Source organism: Chitinophaga sp. (assembly GCF_035564935.1).
Taxonomy (GTDB): domain Bacteria; phylum Bacteroidota; class Bacteroidia; order Chitinophagales; family Chitinophagaceae; genus Chitinophaga.
In genome coordinates, this window is record NZ_DATMTE010000544.1 from 1 (window position 1) to 13,973 (window position 13,973).

Consider the following 13,973-nt stretch of genomic DNA (forward strand, 5'->3'; position numbering starts at 1 on the left):
GGTAACAAAAAGGTGACTGCATAGCATGCCTGTTCCTAACACGGGCCCACATCAGCGGGCCCGTGTTGATAAAAAAGTAGTAACTATTTTCTGTATTCTACCGTAGCCATTACGGGAAAGTGATCTGACGGCTCCCTGGCAATATATTTCGACATACGCACTTCTTTTGGGAAATTGGCGTTAGCCTCAGGTGTAGCGCCTTCAGGGCGTTTGCTGCGATAGCTATCGGTAAGGATACCATAGCGGCTCACTTTAAACTGTTTGGTCAGGAAAATATGATCGATCCGGCTGTCTGTTTTGCTGTCGGGTTTAAAGCTGTTGAATGTTCCGTTCAGCGCATAGCGGATAGCAGTAGTTTCATAGGCGTCTTCCAATACACCGGAGTTATGGAGCACGGCATAAGATTCACTGGTTTGATCCACATTGAAATCGCCGGTAAGGATCACCGGCTTGTTGCCGGTCATCTCCTTAATTTTTGCCAGTATCAGTTTGGCGCTTTCCGCACGCGCTACTACACCAATATGATCCATATGGAGGTTAAAGAAATAAAAGGTGAACCCTGTTTTAATTTCCTTAAACTCGCCCCAGGAGCAGATCCTGGGCAACACGGCATCCCAGCCTTTATTGGGCCTGTCGGTGATGGCCGACATCCAGAAGTCGCCTTTCTTCAGCAATTTAAATTTTGTTGTTTTATAAAAGATAGCGGAATATTCCCCTTTTGTTTGTCCGTCGTCACGGCCCACGCCAATATAATCGTAACCGGAAAGACTGCCTTTCACATCTTCCAGCTGGTGGTGTAAACATTCCTGGGTACCGAAAATATCAAAGTCATGGAACGCAATCAGGGAGGCGATTACCGGGAACCGTTGTTTCCAGCCATTGCCTGCAATGGAATCATCTTTGTTGTTATCGTTGCGCATATTGTAGGTAGCTACATTAAATTGCTGCGCTTTTACACCACAGGAAAAAATGACTACACAGGCCATTACCAGCATTACGCTTTTCTTCATCTGTTATAATTTATACGGTTATCAATACTACTCTTCCCAACCCGGATTTTGCAGCAGGGCGGGGTTGAGCTGAAGGTCTGTATAAGGAATGGGATACAGGTACTTACGTTCCAGCCATTCTTTCTTTACATTGTCAAGCCAGTGCAGTTCGCCATAAGTGCCATGCGAGAGCTGCTGCGGATTTACGGTATTACCCAGCTGCGGAGATACGTTGATATAGGTAACTCCTTTCACCGGGTTAGCAGGCATGGTCTGATAAAAACAAACATCCGGTGTCCCGTTGTTGTCAAGATCCATCAGTTCATTCAGTGCCCGCACATACATACCGTTCCAGGAACCGGTGAGTAACGGCGCTTCTCTCCATCTTACCAGGTCATTAAAGCGGAATCCTTCCAGCACCAGCTCTATGCCTCTCTCCCGCCTGATCTCCAGCAGGGAAGGATCGGTAATATCGTTAAAATAATTGCTTTTTAAATAGTTATCGATGACCACCGGTTTATTGTCAATACCACCGGTAATACCGGCACGTGCACGTAAAGCGCCAATGGTCATTTTCCAGTCGTCGTCGTTAAGCAATCCTGTTTCTGCGCGGGCTTCCGCATAGTTCAGCAGGATCTCTGCATACCGCATCAGGCAAATGGCGTTAATGTTGTTAGTGCCATTGTCGTAATACGTATCGTCCAGGCTCCATTTGATAGGCATATAACCTGTATAGGTATACGAAAATACCGGCGCTCCTGAAGCAACCGCTCCATTGCTGGTACGTTTATATCCCGGTGTGCGGATGGTTTGCTGCAGGCGGTTATCGCGTCCAAGTGTTTCCTTGTTAAAAGGCAGCGTATCATACCCGGGTTTAGCGGTGAAGGGCGTACCATCAATATTGAGGTAGGTATTTATGAACTTGCGGGTGAAGCTAAGCCGGGAGCCGTAGGTGGCGCTGGTATACCACCAGTTGGCATCGTTGAAAACACCAAGACTTGAATTGGCAATATTAGCCAGCATCACTTCGGAGCCAACCGGTGCTGTGCTGGTAAATATCTGCCGGTAGGAAGCGGAGGCGCCGCCTGCCTGGTTTAAGCTGAACGACTTACTGTCAATTACCACTTTCGCGGCTGCTGCGGCGGCTTTCAACAGGCTGTCGGCGCCACCAGCCAGGCCCAGTTGTTTCTGGTACCTGCGGAAGGTGCCTTCAAACAGGCACACGCGCGACTTAAATCCATACACTACATTTTTTGTGATCTGGCTGCAGGTAGGATCGCTGGTGAGCGTGATATTGGCTGCAGCAAAATCCAGGTCAGCGATCACGGAATCTATGATCTTTGTACGGGGATCACGGCCGGCATACAGGTTGGGATCGTCCACTTCAAAGGGTTTGCCGATCCAGGGTACATTACCGAAACGCTTTACTTTATCAAAGTAAAAATATGCCCTGAAGAAGCGCGCCAGTCCGAGGTAATTATTCCGTATGGCTTCCGGTACCCGCTGATCAGTACAGTTAGCAATGAAATAATTGAGGTTGCGCAGATTCTTCCAGTCCCACCCGGTGGCGGTCCTGGAGGTATATCCGCCTTCCCTTAAAAAATCCGGAACGGAGTTTACGGCACTGTAGTCGGCCATTCCATCTGTTTTATAGATATCGTTAATGCCGGGCAATACGTCGTAAAAAGAGTTAGCATACAGTTTCAGTCCATCGGCACTGCCAAATACAGCGTCTTTAGTGGCGGTGGATTGCGGTGTCTGATCCAGGTTCTTTGCACAACCGGTGATAAGCAACCCTGCTGCCAGTATCAATGCCGCTCTTTTGCCGAATAATGCAGTTATATATTGTTGCATAGCTTTTCCTTTTTATTTATCAGAGTGTGATGTTGATCCCGATGGTATAGCTTTTCAGGATGGGATAGTTATTACCGTTACCCGAACTGTTCTGGTCAGTTACAGCATCAGAGCGGCGGATACTTTCCACATCAAGGTCGCGGGTTATTTTATAAAGCGGCGACCACGACCAGAGGTTTTCTGCAGAGAGATACACGCGTGCAGATGTCATCCGTGCGCGGGCCACCAGGGCATGGGGAAGGTTATAGCCCAGTTGCAGGTTTTTAAGCCGTATGTAGGCTACATTCTGCAGGTATTTGGATTGCGGCGGGTTCAGTTCTCCTGCGCCGTTTTGCGCCACATATCCGCGGTAGCGGGGGAAGTACGCATCCGGGTTATCTTCCGACCAGATCTTTCCCTGTTGTGATTTAGGCATAAAATTATACGGGCGGTTATATTGTCCCCAGAATACATCTGATTCAGATCCCGGCCACCAGTCCTGTTGCAACACACCCTGGAAGAAAGCGCCAATAAAGAAATTGTTCCAGTCGGCGCTCAGGTTGATACCATAAGTATACCTTGGCAGTGTATCGCCGATAATAGAGAGATCGCCATGCTGGCTGAGCGTGTTTGCACCGTTGTTGATAGCGGGGTCATTGTCCAGGTTTTTGAAGCGGATATCGCCGGGCAGCCACTGCCCGCTGTTAGAGGCTTTGAAGAGGGCCTGTGTGGCAGCGGCCTGGGCTACGTTCTCTTTTGTCCAGTAGCCATCGTTGGTATAACCCCATATCTGGCCAAAGCGCTGACCTACGTAATAATCCGTGAGCTTATTATTGGTGTTGTTATACTTGGTGATAGTGGCTTTATAGTCGGCCATGGAAACGCTTACTGCATAGTGCAATGGTTTGGAAGCTATATTGAACTGGTCTTTCCAGCCTACAGTTACTTCCCATCCTACTGTTTTCAGGTCGGCGTAGTTTCCTTTAGGCACGTCCGTCCCAAATACTGCGGGAAGTGTTTGCCCTACGGTGAACATATTTTTGGTGATCCTCGTATAGGCGTCGCCGCTAATGGTGAGGTGGTCGTTGATAGCGGAGAGGTCCAGGCCGACATCGCGCGTGGTGGAGGTTTCCCAGGTGAGTCCGTCCGGCAGCACTACGGGCTGTGATGTTTGCTGGTTCTTCACGCCGTTAATCACGCGGGATGATTGTGTAATGGCCAGTTTTTCCTGGTAAGCGTACGAGGCCACGTTACCATTACCCAGCGAGCCATAGGAGCCTCTTATTTTCAGGTCCGAAATAACTTTGGGCGATACTTTCCAGAAAGGTTCCTGTGTTACGCGCCAGCCGGCAGACACAGAAGGGAAAAAGGCATAGCGCTGATTGGAAGGGAACTTGGAGGAGCCATCGTAGCGGCCGTTCACTTCCACGAGGTAGCGGTCTTTATACGCATAGTTCAACCGGAAAAATTCACCCATAATAGCCCAGCGATCGTAGCCACCGGCCGTATTCACATTGGTACCAAGCGCCAGGCTGAGGTCTTTTGCATCCGCATATACCAGGCCGTTACGGGTGGTGGCAGATCCCTTGTAAGTTGACTGCTCATAGTTGAATCCAAGCAGGGCTTTAAAGTAATGCACATCTCCCCCAAACCTGTTTTCATACTCCCCGTACAGGTTAGAAGCCAGGTAGAGGGTATTGTAACTGCTCATCATCAGGTCGTTGTACGCATTTCCCACATAAGCGGTTACACCGGGCGCCGCGCTGTAGGGCACGGGTACGCGTATACGTTTCTGGTTATCGGCGGTGTTCTGGAAAGTGAAGTCGCCTTTCAACCGGAATTTATCTTTATAAATATTCGCGATGAAGCCGGTGGTATTCCGGAAGATCTGTTTGTTCCAGTCGAGCCCGTTTTTGCCATAGTACATATCTCCTACCGTGTACGCTGCGGAAGCGGTGAGGGTGCCATCCGGGTTGAGCAACATGGAAGAAGGATGCGCTTCATCGGCCATATTGCGCCAGATACCACCCCCTTCGCCTACGTTAAGCGGGTTGTGATAATCCCTGTTGGAAAACTCCGTATTGTTATATACCTGCAGGAAGGGGAACAGCTGGATGTTTCCTTTTGCGCGGAGGTTATACATTTTATAATCATCGGTATTAAAGCGGAACAGCCCGTCCTGGCCATAGTACCGGCCGGTGAGATAATAGCTGGCTTTACCGCTGCTGCCGGAAACAGTGAGGTTCTGATCGGTAGCCGTGGTGTGATCCTTATAAAGCAGGCCGTACCAGTCGGTATTGCCATAATACTCGTAGTTACCTGCTGCGTTCACAATAGTTTTTGGTAACGACGGATCATCGTTATGCGCTTTCAGCGCCTCGAGGTAAGCCGGGGAGAAAGGCTGCGTTTTATTGATGTTCTGCGGTGTTTGTGAATAATCGTTCCAGGCCGTCCATGCTTCGTTGAAATTTTTAGCATATTCGTAACCGTTAGTCACCATATCAGGAACGGTGGTAGGCTTTTTAAGAGAGTAGTTAGACGAATAGCTTACACTCAGTTTATCTTTTACCGGTGTTTTTGTGGTGATGAGCACTACGCCAAATGCCGCTCTTGCCCCATAAACCGCTGCGGAGGAAGCGTCTTTCAGTACTGTAACACTGGCCACATCAGCGGGGTTGAGCATAGCCGGATCGCCTTCCACCCCGTCAATGAGGATAAGGGCGCTTCCACCCTGCCCGATGGATGTTGTACCGCGGATGTTATAGGCGGGCGACTGGATCGGCTTACCATCGCCGGGTACCAGGTTGAGGTTGGGGATCATACCCTGCAACCCCTGGCTGAGGTTAGGCAGCGGCCGGTTTTCCAGCACCTTGCCGGATACCTGTGCTACCGCTCCGGTAAGGTTTGCTTTTTTCTGGGTGCCATATCCCACCACCACTACATCGTTAAGGTTGGATATATTATCTTTTAATACAACCTGGATACTTGTTTGATTACCTATGGCGAGCGTATCAGGCTTATACCCGATAAAACTGAATATCAGGCGGTCGCCGCTGGCTGCCATGATACTGAAGTTACCTTTGGTATCTGTATTAGTACCGGTAGTGGTACCGGATAATTTAATAGATACCCCCAGTAAGGGCTGACCGGCGTTATCGACCACCCTCCCCTTTACCGGGTGCGATTGCGCAGAGCTTCTGAATGCGTAGCCTAGCAGCAGTAGAATGCATAACCATCTCTTCATGGCGATTCTGTGATTTTGTAGATCAGGAATAATAAAATGTCTGCTGCAAATAAGGAAGCGGGGGTTAACAGGCGGGTTAACTGGTGATTAACCGGGCAGATTAATCTAAAATAAATTATGAAATAAGTCTATAATCGACTAAATTAACACTAGAAAAGTTTCTTAAACTAAAGTTAACTTTCAGATCGGATATAATACCTTTTAAGCGAGTAATTTGCCACGTTATTGAGAGCCGGTAACCCGCTTTCCCATAGAACAATTGGAAAACACTTACTACCATAATTATGAGGTAGCCTATGTATAGATTTACCCTCTTGTTATTAATATTACTGACTACTGCCATCACCAGCAAAGCCCAGGAAGCTTACGGACTGCAGTTTGCGTGTAAAAATATTCCGCAGGAATCACGTACCTCCCTGGATCTTTTCCCCGAGAAGCCATTGGTGGTGAAAGATAAATATGCCCTGTCGTTTGACTTGTCGTTCATGCCTTTTTATTCCTCTTATTTCGGATATATTTTCCGGATAACAGATGAAAAGAAACAAAATATCGACCTTATATATAATGTACACACTTATGCATTTAATGTAGTTACCGGCAATGATTTTTCGGGGATCTCGTTCAGAATAGACAGGGATACACTGTATCACCAATGGAATCATATCCGGCTGGACATCAATACCGCCACACACACATTACTGGTAACCGTAAACGGGAAGGAAATACAAACGATCCGGCATCCTGCGATATCAGGACGCCAGCTCAATATTTGCTTTGGGGCCAATTACCGAAAAACATTCAAAACTTTTGATGTAGCGCCAATGCGCCTCAAGGACATCGCCATTTACGACGAACAGGAATTGCGGCATCGCTGGCCACTGGACCAGGTAAATGGCACTGTGGCAAAAGACGGGTTAACCGGCCAAACCGCTACTATTAAAAATCCTGTTTGGCTGCGACCACAATTCAGCCAATGGCAGCTGGCCGATTCTTTTTCTATTAACAGCAACGCCAGCGTAGCCGTAAATCCCGCTACCGAAAATGTATATATCACCGGAAGAGACTCCGTTTATCAATACAGCAGTAGCTTCCGGACGCTTACTGCTGCTGCACTGATGCAGCCGCAGGGTACACCGGCGGGCATCCGCGCGGTATATGATGTTACCCGGCATCAGCTCTGCAACCTGTTTCCCGACAGGCAACAGGCAGCCTTGTTTGATTCTGCAGGCAACCGGTGGACACAAACCATTGATCATAACGCCATCACGAATTACTGGCATTCCAACGTTTTCTTTTCGCCGTACGACAGCGCCATTTATTCGGTGGGAGGATATGGCGACTTCCGCTACAAAAATGAAGTACACCGGTATGATCCCCTGAGCCGGCATTGGGACACCGTGCACATAACCGGCGACTTTTTCACTCCGCGATACCTTTCTGCCGCCGGGGCAAATACCGCGGGAGATTCCGTTTACATTCTCGGTGGTTATGGCAGCATTACCGGTGATCAGCTGCTGAACCCCCACCCGTTGTACGACCTGCTGCTGTTTGATGTAAAGCGAAATACCTTTAAAAGTATCTATAAACTGAAAGAGCCGGAAGAAGCATTTGCCCTGGCCAACAATATGATCGTGAACAGTGAGCACCAGGAATATTTTGCGCTAACGTTCCCCAACGACCGGATGACTTCATCCCTGCAGCTGATCCGCGGCTCGCTGAAAAGCCCGGTATATACCAAGCTGGGAGCCAGCCTGCCATACAATTTCTATGACACCAAATCTGCCGCATATCTATTCTATTGCCCGCAGAATGATCAACTGGTAGCCGTTACTTTCTTCTCTCCAAAAAATAATATAACAAAGGTAAAAATATACACACTGGCCTTTTCTCCTTACGGGCTGGCTGCAAAAGCGCCGGTGAACCGGGGCATACCTGCCTATGTTGTAAGATTACTGCTGGCAATCGCCATTGGCTTTTCATTATTCCTGTTGGCAGCCGGTATTTCTGCGTTAAAAATAAATAAAGGAGATGATCAACGGCTAGTTGCCCCCGAGCCACAGGAGGAAACACCGGAAGCACCTGTACCGGCTACTTCCATCCTTCATACACAGCCGGTATCTGCCGTTTATTTATTCGGTCACTTTACGGTACTGGATAAGGATGGCAACGACATCACCCGCTTATTCAGCCCGCTTTTAAAAGAACTGTTCCTGTTACTGTTCCTGCATTCCTTACCGGGTAAAGCAGGCATTTCTTCCGAAAAGATCAATGAAATACTATGGCCCGGAAGATCCATGAAAGATGCGAAAAATAACCGCTCCGTAAATCTCGTAAAACTGAAAACTATTCTCGATAAAACCGGCGCCTTCACTTTAGTAAAAGAAAATGATAAATGGATCTTTCATTTTGATGATCCGCTGGTTCGCGTTGACCTGGCAGAATACCTTCAACTGTTGCCGGTTATTTCCATCGATGGCAACAACATCCACCGCATTGCGGACATTGTAAAAAGAGGTGCATTTTTACAGGAAACGGAGTATTCGTGGCTGGACAAATTCAAAGCAGATATTTCCGCACAGGTGATCCCGCTGCTGATCCATTACCTGGAAAACCACACTATAGAACCGGAACAGGTGATCTACATCTGCGATTGCATCCTCAACTTTGACTCGCTTTGCGAAGAAGCTGTGATGTTGAAATGCAAAGCGTTGGTAACCTTGCGTCAACATGCCTCTGCAAAGAAGATATACAGTTCTTTTATTGCAGAATATGAACGCATTTATGGGGAAACGTTTGAAATGGAGTATACGAAGGCGATAGAGCAGTATTAAAAAAAGAAGCTGCATCAAAGCAATTTGATGCAGCTTCGTATTGCATAACGAAGTTTTACTTCATCAGGTGTTCCGGCAAAATCGGCCGACTTTTCTTTTACAACCGCTCCCGGATCACTTTTACCGCATCGCCCCTTTCCAGTTCATTATGCTCCTGCCAGCGTTGCTGCTGCTGTTTTACCAGTTCGCCGGTTTGCCAGGCAAGGAATTTCGCTTCCAGCCGTTCCAGGCATAGTTGCCTGTTCTGTAACTGTGATCGGCTATCCATTGCCAGCACCTGTATGCCGCTGGGACGATGGGTACCGCGAACAGCCGTTTCCACTTTATTCACATGCTGGCCTCCGGGACCGGCTGCACGGCAGGTTTCCAGCGTTACGTCTTTCGGATCCCACTGCACCTGTTTTTTGATATCAAAAACCGCCACTCCCACAAACCAGTTTTTACGTTTGTGGAATTTACGGTAAGGGCTTTGCGCAATCCACTGTATGGTACCTTCCCATGATCCGCAAAACGCAGCGGCATTTTTTCCTTTCAGCAGCAAGGTGGCAGAGAGCAGGGTACCTTTAAGATCTCCTTTTACATTCTCCAATACCTGTATGCCGATGCCTGCCGCCCGGCCTTCCCTTATCATTATTTCCTGCACCTTTGCCACTACCCTGCTGCATTCTGCAGGGCCGCGGCCGGAGGTGATCTGTACCATCATTTGTTCCATAATTGTTAATCTTTATTCATTCTTACAATGGCGGGCATAAACCGGCCTTGTACCGCTACTAATTCCTGCTGTGCGCTGATCACATTTTCAATGTCTTTGTAAGCCAGCGGGTTTTCTTCCACGCTACCGCCGATAAGGGTTACCCCTGCGGCGGCCAGCATTTTTTTCATCCCGGACACAGTCATGTTTTCCCTGGCCCTTTTGCGGCTCATAGCCCTGCCTGCACCATGTGAAGCGGAGTACAGGGCGTTATCCACACCCTTGCCCATTACCAGATATGCAGCAGTGCACATGCTGCCGGGAATAATGCCCATTTCGCCGGCATGAGCCGGGGTAGCGCCTTTCCGGTGAATGATCACCTGTTGCCCGTTTGCCAGGGTATCTTCCCAGGCAAAATTGTGGTGGTTTTCCACTTTGACAAGCGGCTGCAAGCCCAACGCTTTTGCCAGGTTGATGTGTATACGGTCGTGACATGCCTTTGCATAATCGCCTGCCAGGTTCATCGACAGCCAGTACTCTTGCCCCGCTTCACTGTTGAGATCCAGCCAGGCCAGCTGCTGCGCCGATTTTGGCAGCTTGCAGGTGTCCATGGCAATGCGGGTATAATGCTGCGCGATATTGGCTCCCAGGCCACGGCTGCCGGAATGCGACAACAGGGCCAGGTATTTTTTGGGCGGCAGCTGCAGTGCATTGTCTTCTTCCAATGCTATGATACCAAACTCCACAAAGTGATTGCCACTGCCGGAAGAACCAAGCTGCCGTGCAGCTTTTGCCTGCAATTTCCGCAGCAGTTCTGTTGCCTGGAACGCAGCGCTATCCAGCACCTCATGTTCCTGTGGCAATTCCAGCCCTCCTTCCATACCAAAGTGAGTATGCGCTTTCAACGCCACTTTTACCTGGTGGGAATAGCGTTTCAGGAAACTTTCCGCTTCATCAAAAATGGTGAGCGCCATACGGCAACCGATATCCACGCCTACTGCAAATGGCAGCACGGCATTGTCGGCAGCCAGCACCCCGCCTATAGGCAAACCGTAACCGGTATGTGCATCCGGCATAAGCGCGCCTTGCACGGTAACCGGTAAAGACATAGCCGTTTCCATTTGTTGTTTGGCAGAGCGTTCTATTTCTTTGCCGCCGTATATTTTCAGCTGTCCTGTTTTTTCCAGCAGGCCGTACGACTGAAAATTGCATGCTACCGGTTCGTCCATAAAAGTATCGGCTATTTTTCCGAGCACCTCATGTGAACGGTAGCTGGCCGGATCCGTTTTGATGGCGGTTAACATGGTCATGATATCCGCCCTGGCCGTGTGTTTGAAATGTTTTGAAATAATATTGATGACAAGGCTTCTTGCCTGGTCATTTGTATAACCTATTTTACTAAGTTCTTTTGTTTTTATACTGCCCATAAAAGGTGAGATATTTACAACGTAAGGCCCTTGCGGGCATAGCGCTGCCAGGACTGATCCTAAAAACGAAGATGCTGCAGGTCGCGTTACCGCGAACCTGCTTTCAGCCTTTTAGTCAGCCTGGGTATTGAATATAATTATGTGTAAATTTTTGTTCCGGACGGGAACATCCTTTCCGCCGGGAGTGGCAGATAAAGCAAACAACGGCACTAACGTATGCGTGTATACGAAATATGACTATACCATGGGTACAAAGTGCATATAAGTATTATCCCGGCTTATGTTAAAATTAGCGGCATCGTTTGCCAGATCAGGCAAGCAGCGAAAGGAGCGATATGTGGGTATGTTCTGTCATGATTCCTTGCATTTTAAAAGATGAGCGATAAGGAATTGGCTGCAAAGGTATATCTATTTTACAAATACCTCTCTATTTTTTTTTCATAACAACTTTATTTTTTCCAGTTAAAGATTTTAACATTTCCCGTACCGATAAAAAAGGGTTTATAACTACGCTTGACGTAAATTTGTATGTACCCGCATATTTAACCTCCGGAACCCGCTCCGGACGGGCTACATCAACATTATAAAACTTTTTCTTATGGACAAACAGCTCATCCGCAACGCCTATAAAGTGTACTGGTTGGAAAACGGCAAGGCGCCCGTTTCTGTTTATGCGCTCTGCAAAATTGTAGACGTTTCTGAAACTGCATTCTATGAACAATACAGTTCACTGGAAGCAGTAGAAAAAGACATCTGGCTGGCTATCTTCCAACAAACATTGGATCAGCTGCATGCAGATGAAATTTATCAGCAATATAATGCACAGGAAAAATTGCTGGCCTTTTATTTCCTCTGGGTGCAGAAACTGAAGGAAGACCGCAGCTACCTGCTGTTACAGCGTAAACACTTCCGGTTACCGGATCTGTATCGCAATAAGCTGGAAACTTTCCGGCAGGCGTTTAACAAATACGTAAGCGACCTCGTAAAAGAAGGTTATCAATCCAGCGAAATCAAGGAAAGAAAATATATCTCCGATCAGTATGTACATGGTTTCTGGTTACAGGCCCTGTTTGTGCTGAAATACTGGCTGGACGATACCAGCAACCAGTTTGAAATGACCGACGCCGCCATTGAAAAAGCGGTAAACCTGAGCTTCCAGCTTATCAAATCCAATACCCTGGATAGTTTGCTGGACTTCGGGAAATTTATTTTTACGAGGAAATAAGTATCATGAAAGAGCAATCCAATATTCCCACTTCCAAAGTGGAAAGGGCAGGCAGATTCGTTACGACAGGATTGAAGGTAGGTACCAATTATATCAAACACTACACGCGCAAACTGATGGATCCTTCTACCACAAAGGAAGCGCTCCACCAGGACAATGCCGCGGATATTTACGATACGCTGAGTAACCTGAAAGGCAGTGCCCTGAAAGTGGCGCAGATGCTGAGTATGGATAAAGGCATGCTTCCGAAGGCCTATACCGAAAAGTTTGCCATGTCGCAATACAGCGCTCCCCCGCTGAGCGGCCCGCTGGTAGTGAATACTTTTGTAAAGACGTTGGGGAAATCGCCCTCGCAGCTGTACGACCAGTTCGACCTGCAGGCCTGTAACGCCGCCTCTATTGGGCAGGTGCATAAAGCCGTAAAAAACGGTAAAACCCTGGCAGTGAAGATCCAGTATCCCGGTGTGGCCAACAGTGTGAAATCCGACCTCCGTATCGTGAAACCCTTTGCTATCCGCATTGTGGGCATGAACGAAGTGGATATGGACAAATATTTTGATGAAATTGAAAGTAAATTGCTGGAAGAAACCGATTACCAGCTGGAACTGCGCCGGTCCATGGACCTGTCCCGGGCATGTGCGCATATTCCCAACCTGAAATTTCCCGGCTACTATCCGGAAATGTCGTCGGACCGGATCATTACCATGGACTGGCTGGACGGGCAGCATCTGAAAGAGTTCCTGTTAACCAACCCTTCGCAGGAGGTGCGGGATAAAATCGGGCAGGCCCTCTGGGACTTTTACCAGTTCCAGGTGCATAGCCTGAAACAGGTACATGCGGACCCGCATCCAGGCAATTTCCTGATGCGCCCCGACGGCACGGTAGCCATCTTCGATTTTGGCTGTGTAAAGGAAATACCGGAGGACTTTTATGAAAATTACTTCCTGCTGGTAGATAAGGAAGTATTGAAAGACGAAAAACGCCGGCACCAGATCTATACCAACCTGGAAATGATCCATCCCAGCGATAGTCCAAAAGAAGTGGAGTTCTTTTCCGGCCTGTTCCAGCACATGATCGACCTGCTTACCCTTCCCTTCACGCTGGATACCTTCGATTTCGGCAACGAGGCCTATTTTAATGAAATATATGCCTACATGGATGAGCTTTATAACATGAAAGAGATCCGTGATTCAAAGGTTGCACGCGGCTCCAGGCATAGTCTTTATATTAACCGTACTTATTTTGGGTTATACTCCATTCTCAGCGACCTGAAAGCAAATGTAAACACCGGCCCCGCCAGGATACAGGAGCTGATGGCTGCGGGAAAAACTGCTTAACAGGTTTTCCCGGGCAAATCCCCCCGGAAAGCGCCGTTTTTTCCGATGTTAGTCGTAGAATTACTGCAATTGGTCGCAACTCTTTCGGGATAATTACCCGGTTAACCTAATTTTGCGCCATGAAACAGGAATGGTACCAGCAAAAATGGGCAGTAGTAGCCAGGCATATCCTTGCATGGCTTATATTCTTCTCCCTTCCCTATTTGTTACATCCCACCAATGAAAAGTACGACCAGGACCGCATGAATGAAAAGCAGGCCTGGGCCATGTATGTGTATTTTTCCTACCTCGTGCTGGTGGTGTTCTTTTACCTGAATGCCTGGGTAATGATTCCGAGGCTGATATATAAAAAGAAATATTTTGACTATATCCTTTATAACGTGGGGATATTTATTT

At 48.0% G+C, this 13,973-nt stretch carries 8 protein-coding genes and 1 pseudogene; 4 read left to right on the top strand and 5 right to left on the bottom strand.

The features are described from left to right. Positions 1-83: 83 nt before the first annotated feature. The 3 genes from VN105_RS14170 to VN105_RS14180 are packed head-to-tail and all read right to left on the bottom strand — an operon-like array spanning position 84 to position 6,066. The gene (locus VN105_RS14170; protein WP_325641960.1) at positions 84-1,010 is read right to left on the bottom strand and encodes an endonuclease/exonuclease/phosphatase family protein; all 927 of its coding nucleotides are present in this window, start codon (positions 1,008-1,010) and stop codon (positions 84-86) included. Positions 1,011-1,037: 27 nt separating this feature from the next. Continuing rightward, positions 1,038-2,843 (bottom strand): RagB/SusD family nutrient uptake outer membrane protein, encoded by a 1,806-nt coding sequence (locus VN105_RS14175; protein WP_325641962.1) that lies wholly within the window; start codon positions 2,841-2,843, stop codon positions 1,038-1,040. A 19-nt stretch (positions 2,844-2,862) separates the two neighbouring features. Beyond that, positions 2,863-6,066, bottom strand: coding sequence for a TonB-dependent receptor (locus VN105_RS14180; RefSeq protein ID WP_325641964.1), 3,204 nt, complete (start codon positions 6,064-6,066; stop codon positions 2,863-2,865). A gap of 296 nt (positions 6,067-6,362) precedes the next feature. On the opposite strand from VN105_RS14180, the gene VN105_RS14185 reads away from it, so the two are divergent. Next, entirely contained in the window at positions 6,363-8,897 is a 2,535-nt protein-coding gene (locus tag VN105_RS14185) for a hypothetical protein (RefSeq protein ID WP_325641966.1), read from the top strand. A 97-nt stretch (positions 8,898-8,994) separates the two neighbouring features. Here the strand turns inward: VN105_RS14185 and prfH are convergent, their stop codons facing one another. Then, the gene (prfH, locus tag VN105_RS14190) at positions 8,995-9,609 is read right to left on the bottom strand and encodes a peptide chain release factor H (RefSeq protein WP_325641967.1); all 615 of its coding nucleotides are present in this window, start codon (positions 9,607-9,609) and stop codon (positions 8,995-8,997) included. A gap of 5 nt (positions 9,610-9,614) precedes the next feature. Beyond that, positions 9,615-11,015 carry an RtcB family protein gene (locus tag VN105_RS14195; protein ID WP_325641969.1) on the bottom strand — a complete coding sequence of 467 codons (1,401 nt, stop codon included), beginning with the start codon at positions 11,013-11,015 and terminating at the stop codon, positions 9,615-9,617. A 598-nt stretch (positions 11,016-11,613) separates the two neighbouring features. On the opposite strand from VN105_RS14195, the gene VN105_RS14200 reads away from it, so the two are divergent. The 3 genes and pseudogenes from VN105_RS14200 to VN105_RS14210 form a co-directional block, all read left to right on the top strand. Further along, a complete protein-coding gene (locus VN105_RS14200) occupies positions 11,614-12,240 on the top strand; it encodes a TetR family transcriptional regulator C-terminal domain-containing protein (RefSeq protein WP_325641971.1) in 627 nt (208 codons plus the stop codon). Positions 12,241-12,245: 5 nt separating this feature from the next. Beyond that, positions 12,246-13,577: an AarF/ABC1/UbiB kinase family protein gene (locus tag VN105_RS14205; RefSeq protein ID WP_325641973.1), complete on the top strand. Its 1,332-nt coding sequence runs from the start codon at positions 12,246-12,248 to the stop codon at positions 13,575-13,577. Between the two features lie 119 nt (positions 13,578-13,696). Further along, positions 13,697-13,973: pseudogene (locus tag VN105_RS14210) on the top strand (hypothetical protein); the annotation flags it as partial.